This window comes from Pseudomonas sp. S04, assembly GCF_009834545.1.
In the GTDB taxonomy this organism is placed as follows: Bacteria; Pseudomonadota; Gammaproteobacteria; order Pseudomonadales; family Pseudomonadaceae; genus Aquipseudomonas.
On the sequence record NZ_CP019427.1, the window covers coordinates 443143 to 458994 of the forward strand.

At 65.0% G+C, this 15852-nt stretch carries 16 protein-coding genes; all 16 read right to left on the reverse strand.

Going from position 1 to position 15852, the window contains the following annotated elements; genetic code table 11:
* Positions 1–232: 232 nt before the first annotated feature.
* The 16 genes from PspS04_RS01905 to PspS04_RS01980 are packed head-to-tail and all read right to left on the reverse strand — an operon-like array spanning position 233 to position 15850.
* Positions 233–1489 (reverse strand): beta-ketoacyl-ACP synthase, encoded by a 1257-nt coding sequence (locus PspS04_RS01905; RefSeq protein WP_159993296.1) that lies wholly within the window; start codon positions 1487–1489, stop codon positions 233–235.
* Positions 1489–2217, reverse strand: a complete 729-nt coding sequence (fabG, locus tag PspS04_RS01910) for a 3-oxoacyl-ACP reductase FabG (RefSeq protein WP_095167209.1) — start codon at positions 2215–2217, stop codon at positions 1489–1491. The genes PspS04_RS01905 and fabG overlap by 1 nt, the downstream gene beginning before the upstream one ends.
* Positions 2210–2674 carry a hotdog family protein gene (locus tag PspS04_RS01915; protein WP_159993298.1) on the reverse strand — a complete coding sequence of 155 codons (465 nt, stop codon included), beginning with the start codon at positions 2672–2674 and terminating at the stop codon, positions 2210–2212. The genes fabG and PspS04_RS01915 overlap by 8 nt, the downstream gene beginning before the upstream one ends.
* Positions 2671–3867 carry a beta-ketoacyl-[acyl-carrier-protein] synthase family protein gene (locus tag PspS04_RS01920; RefSeq protein WP_159993300.1) on the reverse strand — a complete coding sequence of 399 codons (1197 nt, stop codon included), beginning with the start codon at positions 3865–3867 and terminating at the stop codon, positions 2671–2673. Before PspS04_RS01920 ends, PspS04_RS01915 begins: the two co-directional genes overlap by 4 nt.
* The gene (locus PspS04_RS01925; protein ID WP_159993302.1) at positions 3864–4364 is read right to left on the reverse strand and encodes a hypothetical protein; all 501 of its coding nucleotides are present in this window, start codon (positions 4362–4364) and stop codon (positions 3864–3866) included. The genes PspS04_RS01920 and PspS04_RS01925 overlap by 4 nt, the downstream gene beginning before the upstream one ends.
* The gene (locus tag PspS04_RS01930) at positions 4361–5608 is read right to left on the reverse strand and encodes an NAD(P)/FAD-dependent oxidoreductase (RefSeq protein WP_159993304.1); all 1248 of its coding nucleotides are present in this window, start codon (positions 5606–5608) and stop codon (positions 4361–4363) included. The genes PspS04_RS01925 and PspS04_RS01930 overlap by 4 nt, the downstream gene beginning before the upstream one ends.
* On the reverse strand, positions 5595–6755 hold the full coding sequence (locus tag PspS04_RS01935; RefSeq protein WP_095167201.1) for a sodium:proton antiporter: 1161 nt from the start codon (positions 6753–6755) through the stop codon (positions 5595–5597). Before PspS04_RS01935 ends, PspS04_RS01930 begins: the two co-directional genes overlap by 14 nt.
* The gene (locus PspS04_RS01940; protein WP_159993306.1) at positions 6749–9091 is read right to left on the reverse strand and encodes an MMPL family transporter; all 2343 of its coding nucleotides are present in this window, start codon (positions 9089–9091) and stop codon (positions 6749–6751) included. Before PspS04_RS01940 ends, PspS04_RS01935 begins: the two co-directional genes overlap by 7 nt.
* The gene (locus PspS04_RS01945; RefSeq protein ID WP_159998716.1) at positions 9075–9761 is read right to left on the reverse strand and encodes an outer membrane lipoprotein carrier protein LolA; all 687 of its coding nucleotides are present in this window, start codon (positions 9759–9761) and stop codon (positions 9075–9077) included. The genes PspS04_RS01940 and PspS04_RS01945 overlap by 17 nt, the downstream gene beginning before the upstream one ends.
* The gene (locus tag PspS04_RS01950; RefSeq protein ID WP_159993308.1) at positions 9761–10186 is read right to left on the reverse strand and encodes an acyl-CoA thioesterase; all 426 of its coding nucleotides are present in this window, start codon (positions 10184–10186) and stop codon (positions 9761–9763) included. Before PspS04_RS01950 ends, PspS04_RS01945 begins: the two co-directional genes overlap by 1 nt.
* Positions 10179–11723 carry an HAL/PAL/TAL family ammonia-lyase gene (locus PspS04_RS01955; RefSeq protein WP_159993310.1) on the reverse strand — a complete coding sequence of 515 codons (1545 nt, stop codon included), beginning with the start codon at positions 11721–11723 and terminating at the stop codon, positions 10179–10181. Before PspS04_RS01955 ends, PspS04_RS01950 begins: the two co-directional genes overlap by 8 nt.
* Positions 11704–12651 (reverse strand): LpxL/LpxP family acyltransferase, encoded by a 948-nt coding sequence (locus tag PspS04_RS01960; RefSeq protein ID WP_159993312.1) that lies wholly within the window; start codon positions 12649–12651, stop codon positions 11704–11706. The genes PspS04_RS01955 and PspS04_RS01960 overlap by 20 nt, the downstream gene beginning before the upstream one ends.
* A complete protein-coding gene (locus PspS04_RS01965; RefSeq protein WP_159993314.1) occupies positions 12648–13382 on the reverse strand; it encodes a glycosyltransferase family 2 protein in 735 nt (244 codons plus the stop codon). The genes PspS04_RS01960 and PspS04_RS01965 overlap by 4 nt, the downstream gene beginning before the upstream one ends.
* Positions 13375–15057, reverse strand: a complete 1683-nt coding sequence (locus PspS04_RS01970; RefSeq protein WP_159993316.1) for an acyl-CoA synthetase family protein — start codon at positions 15055–15057, stop codon at positions 13375–13377. Before PspS04_RS01970 ends, PspS04_RS01965 begins: the two co-directional genes overlap by 8 nt.
* Positions 15054–15599, reverse strand: coding sequence for a hypothetical protein (locus PspS04_RS01975; RefSeq protein ID WP_159993318.1), 546 nt, complete (start codon positions 15597–15599; stop codon positions 15054–15056). Before PspS04_RS01975 ends, PspS04_RS01970 begins: the two co-directional genes overlap by 4 nt.
* Positions 15596–15850 (reverse strand): acyl carrier protein, encoded by a 255-nt coding sequence (locus tag PspS04_RS01980; RefSeq protein ID WP_095167185.1) that lies wholly within the window; start codon positions 15848–15850, stop codon positions 15596–15598. Before PspS04_RS01980 ends, PspS04_RS01975 begins: the two co-directional genes overlap by 4 nt.
* Positions 15851–15852: the final 2 nt, after the last annotated feature.

The window sequence follows — 15852 nt, forward strand, 5'->3', positions numbered from 1 at the left end:
ATCTGATTGTATACATTATAGAAGTCCTTATCCGCAGATCATTGTGTTCAATATAACCTGAATTTACAAAATAAGTGTAACACTGAAACAAAAGACAGAGGATCTTACCCGGTCTACACTTGCCGCAATATGCTCTTTCCTGTGAGCGATATCGCGGCAACAGTATTTAACAGCTGGCCACCACTTGCACGATCCCTCTGGCGCTCGATTGCCAGCGAAACAATGGCCACCGTTATGCCGCTGGCAAGCCAGCTCCCGAGTGCATGGACCAGCGCTTGAAAATCAACGAAGTATTCACCCCGCCAAACGCAAAATTATTGTTCATCACGTACTGGTTGCACATCTGCCGGAACTCGCCACGCAGGTAGTCCAGCGCGCCGCACTGGGGATCGACGTGGTCGAGGTTGAAGGTGTGGGCGTATTCGTCGCTGTTGAGCATTTCAATGCTGAACCAGGACTCCAGGGCACCGCAGGCGCCCAGGGTGTGGCCCAGGAAACTCTTTTGCGAGCTGATGGGCATGCGGTTGCCGAACAGGCTGCTGGTGGCCAGGGTTTCGGCGATGTCACCCTGTTCGGTGGCGGTGCCGTGGCCGTTTACGTAGCCGATCGCTGCTGGCTCCAGGCCGGCGTCCTCTAGCGCCAACTCCATGGCCCGGCGCATGGTGCTCTGTTCTGGACGGGTGGTGTGTTGACCGTCGGCGTTGCTGCCGAAACCGACGACTTCGGCGTGGATATGCGCACCACGAGCCAGCGCGTGCTCAAGTTCTTCAAGCACCAGCATGCCGCCACCCTCACCGATCACCAGGCCGTCGCGCGCAGTGTCGTAGGGCCGTGGGCTGGATTGCGGCGCATCGTTTTTCAGGCTGGTGGCGTAGAGCGCATCGAACACCATGGCCTCGGTCGGGCACAGCTCTTCGGCGCCGCCGGCGAGCATCAACGGCAAGCGTCCGAACTTGATCGCCTCATAGGCGTAGCCGATGCCCTGGCTGCCGCTGGTGCAAGCGCTGGACGTGGGGATCAGGCGCCCGGTGAGGCCGAAAAAGATGCTGATATTGGCTGCCGTGGTGTGCGGCATCATGCGCACGTAGGAGTTGGCGTTGAGCCCTTCGGCCACCGAGTTGAGCAGCATGTTGCCGAAGGCCTTGATCTCGTCGGTGCTGCCGGTGGATGAGCCGCAGGCCACACCCATGCGCCCGTCCTTGATCGACTCGTCACCTAGCAGGCCAGCGTCGGCCAGGGCCCGTTCGGCCGCGCCAACTGCCAGGCGGGACACCCGGCCCATACTGCGCAGCTGTTTGCGGGTCCAGTGGGCCGGCACCTTGAAGTCATCGATGGGGCCGGCCAGCCGGGTGTTCAGCTCGGTGAACCGATCCCACTCGTGCATGCGCCGGATGCCGCTGTGGTTGGCCTTGAAGTGGCCGGCGATGGTTGCCCAGTCGTTACCCAGGGAGGTGATGCCGGCCATGCCGGTGACGACGACGCGCTTCATCAACACAGGCCTCCATTGACGGCCAGTACCTGGCGGGTGATGTACGAGGCTTCCGCCGACATCAGGAAGTTCACCGCGCCAGCCACTTCCTGTGGGGTGCCCAGGCGTTGTGCGGGGATCATTTTCATCAGTTCTTCCACCGGCACGTTGTCATCGAGCATGGCTGTGTCGATCAGGCCGGGTGCGACGCAGTTGACGGTGATTTTGCGCTTGCCCAGTTCGATCGCCAATGCTTTTGCCGCGCCGATCAGACCGGCCTTGGAGGCACTGTAGTTGACCTGCCCGCGATTGCCGATCAAGCCCGACACCGACGTGATACAGACGATCCGGCCGGCGGCGCGGCGGCGGATCATCGGCATCATCACCGGGTGCAGTACGTTGTAGAAGCCGTCGAGATTGGTGCGCATGACCTGGTCCCAATCTTCTTCGCTCAGGGCGGGAAATGCACCGTCGCGGGTCAGTCCGGCGTTGAGCACCACGCCGTAGTAGGCGCCATGGGCCTCGACATCGGCCTCCAGCACGGTTTTGCACCGGGCGCGGTCGGCGACGTCGAACTGCAGGACCCGGGCGCGCCGGCCGAGGGCCTCGATCTCGGCCTGGACCGCGTCGGCCTCGGCGCGACCGCTGCGGCAGTGGACCACGATGTCATGCCCGGCCTGCGCCAGGCGCAGGGCGATGGCGCGGCCGATGCCACGGCTGGAGCCGGTGACCAGTACGAATTCAGTCATCACTGGACTCCTTGGATTGATCGAGATATTGAGCCGCCTGGGGCGGGCGGAACACATTCAGGCGAGCACTGGCGTGAATGCCGGTGCCGTGGATATGGCATTCGAACACGCCCATGCCGTTGTCGTCTTCCAGGGAGCGGATTGCGTGGATGGTCAGTTCGGTGCCGGCCGGGAACTGCTCGACGTTGCATTCGAACTTGCGGGTACCGAGCAGGAACCCCAGCTCCACGGGATTGCCGCGCCGCCGGGCCTGGCAACCGGCAAAGGCGGCGACGCTCTGGGCCATCAGCTCGATGCCGACCCAGGCTGGCAGGCTGCCGTCCGGATGGTTGAACAGGCCGTCGGGCTTGACCGTCAGTTGGGTGTGAATCTGTTCTTCGTCGAACCCCAGGACCCGGTCGATGAGGATCATGTCGCCAGCGTGGGGCAGCAGTTCGGCGAGCGGCCAGTCAATCATGGTGCGTCTCCGATAATCAGGCTGACGTTGTTGCCACCGAAGGCGAAGGAGTTGCTCATCAGGTAGCGCGGACCAATGGACGCCAGGCGATCGGTCGGCGTCACCCATTGCAGTGCTGGCAGCCCTGGGTCCGGCTGGCCGTCCCAGAGGTGAGGAGGCAGGACGCGGCCGGGGTTGTCCGCGCCCAGGCTCAGCCAGCAGAACGCTGCTTCCAGGGCGCCGGCGGCACCCAGGGTGTGGCCGGTCAGGGGCTTGGTCGAGGAGCACGGTACGCCGGCCGGGAACAGACTGGCCACGGCCTGGCTTTCCATCGCATCGTTGTGCTGGGTCGCGGTGCCGTGCAGGTTCAGGTAGCTGATCTGCCCGGGCTGCAGGCCGGCACGGTCGAGGGCTTTGTGCATCGCTTGCCGCGCGCCGCGACCGGAGGGCTCGGGGGCGGAAATATGGTGTGCATCGGAACTGGCGCCGCCACCGAGCAGGGCCAGCGTCGGTTGCTCATTGGCACAGCGGGTCATCAGGAACAGTACCGCCGCCTCGCCGATGTTGATGCCATTGCGGTTCACGGAGAACGGATTGCAGCGTTGTTCGGACACCGCTTCCAGGGCCGAAAAACCGTTGAGCGTCAGCTTGCACAGGCTGTCGACGCCGCCGCACAGCACCGCGTCGCACAGGTCCTGGTCGAGCAGGCGCTGGGCGCTCAGCAGGGCGCGGGCGCTGGAGGTGCAGGCGGTGGAAATCACATAGGCCGGGCCGCGCAGTTGCAGCCAGTCGGCGAGGAAGTCCGCCGGGGCGCCCAGTTCCTGTTGCCGGTAGTCATAGTCTGCGGGGAATCGCCGGTCCCGCAGATAGGTGGCCAGGCCCTGGCTGGCTTCGTCGATCCCTGAGGTGCTGGTGCCCAACACCACTGCTATACGCTGCGCTCCGTAGCGTTGGATGACCTGGTCGATGTCGGCACGGATCTGCAGCGCCGCTTCCAGCAACAGCTGATTATTGCGACTGGCGTGCTGGCGCAGATGAGCGGGAATGGCTGCCAGTTCACCCTGGACTGCCGCCACCGGCAGGGCGCGCTGTGGCACCCAGCCCGACTCGACACGCATCCCCGAGCCGTCCCCGGCGAACAGGTTGCGCGCGACTTCCTGCTGCCCGCGACCGAGGCTGCAGACCAGCCCGAGGGCGTTGAGGTAAGCCGTCATGGGGTGTCCCCGCGAAGTGGCGTGACCTGATAGGTCGGGCCCTGGGGCAGGCTGAGCTGAAAGTTCAGGGGCTGGGCATAACGTACGTCCCAGCGCGTGGGCAGCGAACGTTGCGCGCCATGCTGCCAGGCGCTGGGGTAGTTGGCTTGCAACTGGTCTGGCGGCGTCAGGGCAAACAGTAACGCGGCGAACAACTCCCGGGCTTGCGGGTTGGGCGGCAGCAGGCCGTCAGCCTGCCACTGGCCGTTGACCAGTTTCTGGCGTGCCTGGGGGATACCCAGCAAGTCCATCATTGACCAGCGAATCCCGGGTTCTTCACGCTGGATCACCAGCACCCAATCCTGGCGTTGCTGGTCCTGCGATTGTTGCACGTGCAGTTGCAGCGGCAGCGCCAACGCCGGTTGCCCCGCGGGCAGAGGTGGTTGGCCTGCGCATGCGCTCAGCAGCAAGGCAGCACCCAGCAGCATCAGGCGAGCGACAAGGTCACGCTGGCTCATGTGGCATCCCGGGCACAGAACTGCGAGATCATTTTCAGCCGGCGCCGGGCCTCGCTGACAAACGGATTGCGTTCGTCCCAGGCATAGCCGGCGAGGATCGCGCTGATCATGCGGCGGATCTCCACGGTGCCGCCCTGGTGGTAGATCACATCCTGGAAGGTGCCGTTGTACCAGCCTTCGACATAGCAGCGGAAGGTGTCGACCCCGCGTTTGAGGGGGTCGGCGAACTCGCGTTGCCAATCGACGCTGTGCCCCTGTAGTTGGCGATCGAGGACCGCGGCGGCCATGCTCGCCGAGCGCATGGCGATGGTCACGCCGGAGGAAAACACCGGGTCGAGGAACTCCGCGGCATTGCCCAGCAGGGCAAACCCCGGCCCGTGCAAGGTCTTGACGTTGGCCGAGTAGCCGCCGATGGTCCGGGCCTCGGTGTCCCACACGGCGTTTTGCAGAACCTTGGCCAGGCTCGGGGTTTCGGCGATGAAGCCTTGCAGGCAGGCATCCAGGTCGGCGCTGCGCCCGGCGAAATGCTCGGCGGCCGCGACCACGCCCACCGAGCAGCGGCCATTGCTGAACGGGATGGTCCAGAACCAGATATCGCGTTGGGTCGGGTGGGTAGTGATGAGGATTTTCTCGCGCTCGAACGCCGGGCTGTCGATCCGGTCCTGCACGTGGGTGAACACTGCCTGGCGCAGCGGAAAGTTCGACGCCACTTCGAGGTCGAGCAAACGCGGCAGCACGCGGCCGTAGCCACTGGCGTCGAGGATGAAGGCGGCTTGCACGAGGTACTGGCTGCCGTCCTCGCGCAGTACCTGCAGGAGGGGTTGCGGGCGCTCGACATCGACGCTGACGATGGCCTCGCCGTAGCGGATTTCCACCCCTTGCAAGGCGGCCTGGTCGGCCAGCAACTTGTCGAAGTCGGCGCGCTGCACCTGAAAGGTGGTCGGCTTGCCGGCGGTGAAGGTGTCACCAAAGTCGAAGGCGCTGTAGTGCTCGCCCCAGGCGAAGGCGGCGCCGTTCTTCAGCTGGAACCCGGCGGCGTTGACCGCATCGAGCATGCCGGCTTCTTCGACGAAGTCCAGGCAGTGACACAGCAGGCTCTCGCCGATGGAAAATCGCGGGAAATGCTGGCGTTCGATGACCAGCACATCGTGGCCCTTGCGCTTGAGCAGCGCGGCGGCAATCGCCCCCGAGGGGCCGGCGCCGATGATCACTACCTGACGCTGTTCTATTTCAACGGTTGGCACGTGGACTCCTTGCCGTAGCGGCGCTATTTCCGGGGGCGCGGTGCATGCCGAGCAAGGCCGGCAGTAGCGTCGCGACGAGACCCATCAGCATCAGCGCGAAGTACAGCGCGCCACTGATGAGCTGTTGTTGCAGCAGCAGGTTGAGAAAGACGATCTCGCTCAACCCGCGAATATTCAGCAGCACAGATTCGCGCCAACGGCTGGCACCTGCAAAGGATAGTCCGGCCCAGCCCAGGCCCAGCCAGTTGCCGAGCAATTTGCTGGCGATCGGCAACAGCAGCAAGGCCAGCAATTGACCCCAGCCCAGGCTGTCGAGGGCGCTGTGCACGTCGATCTGCACAATGCCGAAGGTCAGGATCAGCGGGATGGCGATCCAGGTCTGCACACGGTTCATCCACACCGCCGGCAGGGGCAGCACCAGCGCGATTTTCATGGTGGCCATCAACAGCAGGTAGCCGATGCCGAGAATCAGGGCGTTGAGCTTGTAGTGCTCGGCCACTACCAGCAACAGGAAAAACCCGGCGCTGTAGATCAGCGGCTGGCGCAGCCCGAGCAGGCGCAGGAGCAGCGGCGTGCACGCACCGGCCAACGGCAGCAACAGGCTGCTCAGGTGCAGGCTGCCCTGGGCTACGGCGAACAGGGTCCAGCAGGTCAAGTCGATGAGGATCGCCGTTTGCACCAGGCGTCGGGTCGCAGCCGCGGGATAGCCGATGTGGCGCAGGTACAGGTACAGCACCGGGATCGCGGTGATCGCGAACAGCAGGCCGACCGCCAGGGAACTGATCCAGGGTTGCGCTGGCAGCAGCCAGATGGCCGTGGCCAGGCCGCAGGCGAAGGGCAGGCAAAAGCTCGGCAGGGCGATTTTCAGGCTCTGGCGGTCCAGGCGCAGGTCGATCACGTCGCTGAGGATATGCCCCAGCAGTAAGGCAAAACCCAGGCTGTAGAGGTTTTTCAGCCACCCGGGGCCAATCAGTTCGGCACCCGTGAGCTGCCAGCCCGGCTCGATCCAGAAGTACATCAGCAACGGCAGGCCAAAGGTGGCCAGCAGCAACTGGCTGACGATCGGAATCAGGCCCAGGTGTCGGCCGAGGTAGGTGGCCGCGGCGAACAGCGCCAGGGCCAGGAGCCAGAACAGGGCAATCAGCATGCTTGCGGCTCCCGGCGTGGCGCCGTGTGGGCCTGGCTTCCCGCCCACGGCGCGAGGATGAAGCTGAACACCAGCCCCAGGCTCACCGCCAGGCCGAAGTTGCTCACCGCCGGGGTGCTGGACACCGCCAGCAGGCCGAACGACAGCCAGGTGGTCAGCGCCGCCAGCAGGGTGCCTAGCAGGCTCACCGCCGCGCCACCCACCTGTTCGCGCATCAGGATCGCGTAGTCGACGCTGATCGCCGTTACCAGCAGCAGGCCGAACAGGCTGAACAGGGTCAAGGGTTGCCCCAGCCAGCCCAGGCTGGCCAGGCTGCACAAGGCGGCCAGCAACGGCAGGAGGACGATGCGCAGGGCACCGCCCAGGCCAAAGGGCAGAATCAGCACCAGCACGATCAGCACGCAGGAAGCGAGCTTCAACTCGGCGGCGCTGATTTGCGTGGCGGCGAATACCTGGTTCAGGTCGCCGAGGCGATCCACCAGCACCACGCCGGGCAAGTCCTGGGTCTGCACCCGCAGTAATGCTGGGTCGTTCAAGCCTTGCAGGCTGACCATGGCCGCTACGCCCTCGGCGTTTGGGCCCAGCCAGAGGGTGCGGTAGGGTTCAGCCAGCGGCCCCAGCAGCGCGGCATCGATATCCTGCAGCGGCAGTGCCTGCAACGCCGCCAGTTCTGCCTGCAGCGCCTCGTTCGAGATGCCGAGGGCCAGCAAGGGTTGCCAGTGCTGGGGCAGCTTGGCCAACGCCTCGCGCACCTGCTGCTGCACGCTGGTGGCACTGACCAGTTGATCGAGCGCGAGGAAACCCTGGAGTTTTTCCAGGTTGACCAGTTGCTCCAGGCGTTCGCTCAAGGCGCTCTGGCGCTCGAGCAATTGCTCCTGGTTGGCGGCCCGCACCAGGAAAAACTGACTGGTGGGCTGAAAGCCGGTGATCTGCGCGATGGTCCGCGCCTCTTCGGTGAGTTGCGCGGGCGCTCCGACCCATTGGCGAATGTCGTTGCGCGTGTGCAGTTGCAACAGGCCACCGACACAGAAGGCGAGCAGCAGCGCGAGCAACACGGGGGTGCGCAAGTGTTTGAGCAGGGCTTCGCGCAGGTTCAGCAGTCCTTCGCAGATCCGCAGCGGCCACTGCGCCGGGTTCAGCTCCAGGCCCTTGAGCAGCGCCGGCAGCAGGCACACCGCCGACAGATAGGCGCCGAGCAGTCCGGCGGCCGAGAACACGGCGATCTGGGTCAGGGCCGGGAAGGGTGTCCAGGCCAGGGCCAGGTAGCCAATGCAACTGGTGAGCAGGCTCAGGGTCAGCCCCGGCAAGGTCAGGCGCAAGGCCGGCCAGCTGCGCCAGGGTTTCAGGCTCCAGCTCTTGGACAGGTAATGCAGTGGGTAATCCACCGCCACCCCGATCAGGCTGGAACCCAGGACCAGGGTCATCACATGCATGTGGCCAAACAGCGCGACACAGGCCACCGCGCCAAACAACATGCCCACCAGCACCGGGACGAACGCCAGCAGCACCCGCCAGCGGCGGAAAGCCAGCAACAGCAGGAGCAAGATCCCCAGGGTGGCGCCGCCGCCGACCCAGGTCATCTCCCGGGTCGCCTGCTGCTGACCGGCAGCGGCATACAGCAGGCCGCTGGCCGCGAGCAGTTGCACGTCAGCCTTGGCGGCCTGTTCGCGGCTGCGTTCGAGCAGCCCGGCCACTTGCAGCGGCAGTTGCATGTCGAAGGCATTGCCGGCGGTGCGGGCCCGCAGCAGGACCCAGCTCTTGCCGTCGGCGTCGGCAATCAATGCGCCACTGCCGATGTCCAGCTGCACCACGCCGCGCTGCGGTTGGCTGTTCTGGATACGCCCGGTCAGGCCCAGCCAGTCGTCCTGGCTGGGCACCAGGCTAAAGCTGCTGAAGGGGTCGAACAGGGCTTGCAGGCGTTGCTGGATAAAGGCGTCCGGCTGTTCCAGCAATTGTTGCCGGTCGGTCTTCGACAGCATGGCCAGGCGACCTGACAGCAGTTGGCTGCGCAGGGCCGGCAGATCGGCTTGCAGATCCCACTGGACCTTTTCGAACAGACCGCTGGCCTGCCATTGAGCGCCGAGGGTCTGCGCCATCTGGATGGCCTGACTGCGCTGCTGATGGCCGACCAGCACCAGCATTTCCCGGTTCAGCGGTTCTTGCATGCGCTGTTCGGCGCGCAGTTCCAGCGCGTCGGGAGTGGTGCCGGGCGCCAGTTCCATGAGGTTGGCCGACAAGGGCGCGCCGTCGCGCCATTGCCAGGCGCCGAGCGCGAGCACGCCCAGCAGCAGGCCCAGGAACAGCCAGGGCAGCCTGCGTTCACTGGGCAAAGTCATGTTGCTCCGCGTCACTGAGAGGTTGATTGGCGGTGCTGTCCTGCATGCGCAGCAGGGTGCTGTCGCCCTGGGTTTCGAGCAGTTCGATGCGCTGTACCAGTTCACCGCCGTCGATGTTGATTTGCTGGAATACCTGCTTGAGCAGCAGCGAACGCGGGGTCAGGGTCAGGTGCCAGCGCTGTGCATCGCCACTGAGCGCCAGTTCGAAATCACGTTGCAGGCCGCTGCTGTCACCTTGCAGCACCGCGAGGAACAAACGGTTCTGCTCGGCACCGGCGCTTTTGCCCGGCAGCATCTGCCAGCCGTTGGCGTCACGCCGGGCGATGCCTTGGGCGGTGATGCGGTAGTCCTGCTGCAGCGGAGTCTTGAGCAACCAGAGCAAGCCGTGATCCTTGGCCAGCACGAAGCTGCCCAGGCTGGTCAACGGTTGGGGTAGGGCGCGCAGGTGTTTTTCCTGAATGAACTGGCCGTGGATTACCGTGGGCTTGGCCAGTTGAGTGCTGAGCTGTTGCAGGTCGAATGCCTGTGCGCTGAAGCTCAGTAATACCCCCATTCCGGTAGGAGCGAGCTTGCTCGCGAAGAACCTGAGGACGCATCGCAATACCAGGCGTGCAGCGTTATCGTTGACGACTTTCGCGAGCGAGCTCGCTCCTACAGGGGGGGTGTGCATCATTCGAGGGCTCTCGTGACGGCATCGGTGAACACTTTCGGCGAGGCCAATTGCATCTCGCGGCTGGCCAGGTCGACGGCGACCTGCACCGTGCAGGCACGGGTCAGGCGCTCGCCGCTGGCGAGGTCGCTGATCAGGTAGTTGATCTTCAGGCGGTTTTCCCACTCCACCAGGCTGGCCCGCACATTCAGCCGCTGGCCGAACACGGCGCCGCGCACGTAGCGCAACTGCAGGTCGATCACCGGCCAGGCGTAGCCAGATTCCTGCATGGCCTTGTAGTTGTGGCCCAGGCTGTCGAGCAGGGCGCAGCGGGCGATCTCCAGGTACTTCACGTAATGGCCATGCCAGACCACGTGCATGCTGTCGACGTCAAAGAACGGCACGAGGATCTCGGTGTCGTGGTGCAGCACTCCCTTGCTACGCATGCAGCCTCCAGTGTTGTTCGCCGATTCGTTGCAGGCACAGGCGCAACTCGCCTTCCAGGGCGCGGTCTTCGATCACCGGGGCAAAGTCCTTGGCCAGCTCCGCGTGCATGGCCGCCAGTGCTGGCGGCAATGGCCGGGCATCGGCTGCCTGGCCGCGTAGCCACACCCCTTGCTGGGCGGCCAGCAAGGTGGCGGCAGCGACCTGCTCGGTCAGCTCCAGCACGCGGATCGCGTCGCGGGCGGCAATGGTGCCCATGCTCACCTTGTCCTGGTTGTGGCATTCGGTGGAACGCGAGAACACGCTGGCCGGCATGGTGTTTTTCAACGCTTCGGCGGTCCAGGCGCTGGTGCCGATCTGCACCGCCTTGAAGCCGTGGTTGAGCATGGCCCGCTCGGCGCTGGCGCCTGACAGGTTGCTCGGCAAACCATGGTTGTAGCGTTCGTCCACCAGCAAGGCGAGCTGACGGTCGAGCAGGTCGGCGACGTTGGCCACCAGGTTCTTCAGGCTGTCCATGGCGAAGGCGATGTGCCCACCGTAGAAGTGCCCGCCGTGCAGCACGCGCTCGGCTTCGGCATCGATGATCGGATTGTCGTTGGCGCTGTTGAGTTCAATCTCGATGAACGAGCGCAGCCAGTTCAGGCTGTCCGCCAGTACGCCCAGCACATGGGGTGCGCAGCGCAGCGAGTAGCGGTCTTGCAAGCGATGCAGGGGCGCGGTGGGCGCATCGATCGCCAGGTCCTTGCGCAGCCAGGCGGCGACTTGCATCTGCCCTGGGTGGGGCTTGGCGGCGAACAGGCGCTCGTCGAAGTGTTCCGGGTTGCCTTGCAGGGCGACCACATTCATCGCGGTAATGCGCGTGGCCAGTTGCAGCAGGTAGTCGGCGCGGGCGAAGGCCAGGCAGGCCAGGCCGGTCATCACGGCGGTGCCGTTCATCAGCGCCAGGGCTTCCTTGGGGCGCAGTACCAGCGGTGCCCAGCCGAGCTCGCGGTGGACCTCGGCCGAGGTGCGGCGCTCACCGCGCCACAGCACCTCACGCTCCCCAGACAGGGTTGCGGCCACGTAGGACAGCGGCGTCAGGTCACCGCTGGCGCCCACTGAACCCTCCTGCGGGATCAGCGGCAGGATGTCCTGGTCGAGGAACGCCTGCAGGCGCTCCAGCAGTTCCACGCGAACCCCGGAGACGCCATGGCACAGCGACTGCAAGCGTGCGGCCAGTACGGCGCGGGTGGCCTGGGCATCAAGCAACTGGCCCAGGCCGCAGCCGTGAAAGGTGTACAGGTGACGGGGCAGGGCCTCGACGTGGTGCAGCGGAACCGCCACCACGCAGGAGTCGCCGTAACCGGTGGTCACGCCATAGATCACGCCTTCCTTGTCCAGCAACGAATCGAGAAACCGCGCGCCCTTGGCGATGCGCTCGCGGTAGGCGCTGTCGCTTTGCAGCCGCGCAGGGGCCTGGCGGTTAGCCAGGGCCAGCACGTCCTCGATGCGCAAGGGGAGTTCGCCGAAGGTTACCGGCTCAAGCGTGGGCGTCGTCATCGGCTTTCCAGAAAGGGTAGAAGTTGAACCATTGTTGGGGCGCTTGCAGGCAATAGTGACTCAGGCGTTCGGCATAACGGGAAGCCCACTGATGAATGACCTGCTCGCGCTCGCTGCGTTTCCACAGTATCGCCTCGGCGAAGGGTTCGAGGGTCAGTCGGTAGTGGCCCGCGGGTTGCTTCAGGCACAGCAGCAGATTGACCGGGCATTTCAGCAAGCCGGCCAGCAACCACGGGCCTTGCGGGAACGCCGCCGGATGGCCGAGGAAGTCCACGGTCACGCTGCGCCCGCCGTGCAGGGGCACCCGATCACCGGCGATCGCCAACCATTCGCCACGCTCCAGGCGCTCGTGCAGCTGCAGCATGGTCAGCGGGTCCAGCTCGCTGACCTGGATCAGCCGCAGGTTGGTTGCCCCGGCCTCCCCCAGCAAGCGGTTGAACTGCTCGGCGTGCTTGGTGTGCACCAGCACGTTCATGGTGACCCGCTCGCCGATCTCCGCCAGTGCGCGGCACACCTCGAGATTGCCCAGGTGGGCGCCCACCAGCAGTTGCCCGCGGGCACCGCGCAGTTGATTGCGCAGCAGGGCCGGGTCGATGATCTCGATCTGCTCGATGCTCAGCTTGCCGTTCCAGACGTCGAGCTTGTCGAGCATCGAGTCGGCAAAGGCCATGAACTGGCCAAACACCCGCCAATGGCTGGGGCGCAAGTCGTCGCGAGCGCTCCAGTCGGCCAGGCGCTGCTGGTACTGCCAGGCGCTCTGGCGGGCATTACGGCCAAACAGGAAAAAGTACAGGACGATGCCGTACAGCAGCGGGCTCAATGCGCGTCGGCCCAGCAGCTTGGCAGCGCCGGCGGTGAATTTCATCAACCAGAAGCTGCCGCGCTCCTCGCGGTCGGCCCAGTGCTTGTTATCGGCGTTGCCACTCATCGGCGCCACCGCCGCCAGAGCAGCGCGGGCGAGCGCAGCAGCATGCCGAAGAACAATCGGGTGTGCATGCGCGTGATCAGCACGTTGTCGTGGAACAGGCGAAAGTGCGAAACGCCGTCCAGTGGGTAGTGCACCCGGGTTTGCAGCCACAGCATGGGCTGGTTGCGCCAGGCCAGGCGCACCAGGATGTCGGAGTCGAAGTCCATGCGCCGGCCGATGTTGGCCGAGTCGATCAGGGCCAGGGTCGGTGGCAGCGGATAAACGCGATAACCACACATGGAGTCGCGGATCTGCAACGACAGGGTGTTGATCCAGACCATCACGTGCGTCAGGTAGCGCGCGTACAGGCGGCCTTTGGGCACGCTGGCGTCGTACAGTGGGTAACCGCAGACCAGCGCCTCGGGGTGGGCTTTGGAGCAGGCGATAAACCGCGTGGCATCCTGCAGGTCATGCTGGCCGTCGGCGTCCACCTGCAGGGCATGGCTGAAGCCCAGGCGCGCGGCTTCGCGCAGGCCGTGCATCACCGCGCCACCCTTGCCCTGGTTGACGCCCAGGCGCAACACAAACACCTTGGGCCGTTGGCCGAGGGCATCCAGTACCGCGGCGCAGGCCGGGCTGCTGGCATCGTCCACCAGGATGCACGGCAAATCGGCGGCCAGCATGGCCTCGACCACCCGGGTAATGGCGGTTTCGTGGTTGTAGACCGGGATCACCGCGCAAGGGTTATGCATCAATTGCGCTCTCGAGCAGGATCCGCCCACTGGAGCAGGTGGCGGTGGCATTGCGGTAGGTGAAGTACAGCTTGCCGCGTGTTGCGTCAAAGCGCAGGTGCAGCTGGATTTCATCGCCCGGGCGCACCAGTTGCTGGAACTTGAGCACTTCCATACCGGCAAACTTTTGCGGCAGGTTCATCAACTGCAGGCCCAGCTTCAAGGCCCAGTCCACCTGCACCACGCCCGGCAACACCGGTGCGAGAGGGAAGTGACCGCTGAAGTAGGCCAGGTCCGGGGGCACGGCCAGTTGCAGGCTCCACTGACCTTCGTCTTCACTCTGCTCCAGCACCTCGGGGGCCTTGGGGCGCGGCGCCAGGAGCAGGGCATCGATGGTTTTCTGCGGGAGTTTGCCCTGGGCATTCATCGGCAGTTGTCGCAGCAAGCGCCAGCGGCGGGGCAGTGCCAGGGCTTCGCAATGCTGGTTGAGGTGTTCACGCAGGACCTGGGTCAGGTTGCGCCGACCAATATTGCGCAAGGCATGCAGGCCCGTTTCGCTGAGCACCAGCACTGCGCCGAGCGAGGCACGGTTTTCCTGGACCACGCCCAGGCGGGCTTCGGCGACCCAGTCGTGGGTCACCAGGGCTTGCTCGAGCATGGGCAGGGAAATGCGTTTTTCTTCCAGTTTGACGATCCGGTCCAGGCGCCCCAGCAGTTCGAAGCGCCCGTGCGCGTCGATGCGGGCGGCATCGGCACTGTGTTCGACATGACCGGGCGGCAGGTAGGGCGAGGCGATCAGCAAGGCGCCGTCGCTGTCCTGGCGCAGCTGGACGCCGGCAAAGGGCTGCCAGGGCTCATGCCCCTGACGCCAGGCAATGCCACCGGTTTCCGAGCTGCCGAGGATTTCCGTTGGCCATTGCTGCAGTCGGTCGTGAAGACTTTGCGCGGCTTCGCCCGGCAGCGCGCCACCGGAAGAAAACACTCGGCGTACCGCACTCAGGGCCGGCCAGTCGAGGTTGTCGCCCATGCGCTTGAGCAGGGCCGGGCTGGCGACCCAGGCAAAGGCCGGATGTTCGCGACTGGCGCGCTGCAGGTCTTCGGGAAACGCCAGTTGTTTGCGCACGAACGGGCGCCCGGCACACAACGGCCACAGGACGCGGAACAACAGGCCGTAGATATGTTGCGTGGCGACGCTGCCAATCAGGCAGGCGTCGCCCAGGTCGGCGCCCCACAACTGCTCGAGAGCCTCGACTTCGTTGGCCAGTTGGCGCAAGGACTTGTCGATGCGCTTGGGTTCACCGCTGGAGCCGGAGGTGCACAGGCTCAATTGGCAGCGATCGAGATCCAGGGTGGCGGGCGCCAGTGGCGGGTCACGCAAATCGTCGAGGCAGGCATCACCCGGCTGGTTGCTCAGCCACAGCTCGACTTCACTGCTCCAGCGTTGACGGGTCTGGGCTTGCAGGTCGGCAGGCAGCAGTACGCTGACCCCGGCCCGCCAGGCGCCGAGCAGGGCGATGGCCAGGTCGGCGGCGTCTTCCAGGTGCACGGCAATACGCTGCACGCCGCGGGCCTGCAGGCCGGCAGCCAGGCTCAGCGCCTGCTCGCACAGGCGTGCATGGTCGAGCGCCGGGCTGCTGGTCACGGCCCGCTGTGTTTGAGTCTTGAGCAACAGGTGCTCAAGTTTTATCCAGTTCATGGGTGGCCTCGTACCCGTTGTCGTATGAGCCACTCGATGGCAAACATCAGACCGATCAAAACGTAGGAAATCAGCCCGGTGTACAGCGCCCACCAACTCAGCGGTGCCCACAGGGTCAGGGCAGCAGCACACAGGCCGTTGCACAGGAAAAACAGGCACCAGGCAATCGTCACATGGCGGGTATAGCTAATGGCCTTTTGTGGCAACTGCGGCTCGCGCAGGCGCGCCAGGCGCTCGACCATCGGCGGGCCGTACTTCAGGCTCGCGCCGAATAGCCCCAGCAACAGGCCGCTGATCAGCACCGGGTACCAACGCAGCAGGCCCGGGCTGTCGAACAGCGCCAGCATCAGGCAAAACAGCAGCACTGCAGCGGCCATCAGCACGTCGCCAGGGCGTCGTTTGCCGGTCACGGCCCTGGCCAGCCACAGGCTGCCCAGCAGCAAGGCGAATTGCCACGGGGCGAAGTGCGCCATGCCGTAATACACCGCAAAGGGGTACAACAGGCCCGTGAGCAACAGGCCAAGGCCGATCACTGGGCTCATGCTGCCGGTTGAACCAGACGATAGACCGCCTCGACCACATCGCTGACAGTGCGCACCGACTTGAACTCTTCGGCGGCGATTTTCTTGCCGGTCTGGCGCTTGATGTGGTCGATCAGGTCGACGGCATCGATGCTGTCGATCTCCAGGTCCTGGTACAAGTGGGATTCAAGACTCACGCGCGCCGGATCCAGTTCAAAGAGTTCGACCAGGGCATCGCGCAAGGTGTTGAAAATATCGTCACGAGTTTGCATGG

Coding starts and splice junctions, on each gene's coding strand:
- PspS04_RS01950 (WP_159993308.1), bottom strand. CDS start 10,186: ATGCGTAGCAAGGGAGTGCTGCACCACGACACCGAGATCCTCGTGCCG.
- PspS04_RS01960 (WP_159993312.1), bottom strand. CDS start 12,651: ATGAGTGGCAACGCCGATAACAAGCACTGGGCCGACCGCGAGGAGCGC.
- PspS04_RS01980 (WP_095167185.1), bottom strand. CDS start 15,850: ATGCAAACTCGTGACGATATTTTCAACACCTTGCGCGATGCCCTGGTC.
- fabG (WP_095167209.1), bottom strand. CDS start 2,217: ATGACTGAATTCGTACTGGTCACCGGCTCCAGCCGTGGCATCGGCCGC.
- PspS04_RS01920 (WP_159993300.1), bottom strand. CDS start 3,867: ATGACGGCTTACCTCAACGCCCTCGGGCTGGTCTGCAGCCTCGGTCGC.
- PspS04_RS01940 (WP_159993306.1), bottom strand. CDS start 9,091: ATGACTTTGCCCAGTGAACGCAGGCTGCCCTGGCTGTTCCTGGGCCTG.
- PspS04_RS01975 (WP_159993318.1), bottom strand. CDS start 15,599: ATGAGCCCAGTGATCGGCCTTGGCCTGTTGCTCACGGGCCTGTTGTAC.
- PspS04_RS01915 (WP_159993298.1), bottom strand. CDS start 2,674: ATGATTGACTGGCCGCTCGCCGAACTGCTGCCCCACGCTGGCGACATG.
- PspS04_RS01955 (WP_159993310.1), bottom strand. CDS start 11,723: ATGACGACGCCCACGCTTGAGCCGGTAACCTTCGGCGAACTCCCCTTG.
- PspS04_RS01970 (WP_159993316.1), bottom strand. CDS start 15,057: ATGAACTGGATAAAACTTGAGCACCTGTTGCTCAAGACTCAAACACAG.
- PspS04_RS01925 (WP_159993302.1), bottom strand. CDS start 4,364: ATGAGCCAGCGTGACCTTGTCGCTCGCCTGATGCTGCTGGGTGCTGCC.
- PspS04_RS01965 (WP_159993314.1), bottom strand. CDS start 13,382: ATGCATAACCCTTGCGCGGTGATCCCGGTCTACAACCACGAAACCGCC.
- PspS04_RS01945 (WP_159998716.1), bottom strand. CDS start 9,761: ATGCACACCCCCCCTGTAGGAGCGAGCTCGCTCGCGAAAGTCGTCAAC.
- PspS04_RS01935 (WP_095167201.1), bottom strand. CDS start 6,755: ATGCTGATTGCCCTGTTCTGGCTCCTGGCCCTGGCGCTGTTCGCCGCG.
- PspS04_RS01905 (WP_159993296.1), bottom strand. CDS start 1,489: ATGAAGCGCGTCGTCGTCACCGGCATGGCCGGCATCACCTCCCTGGGT.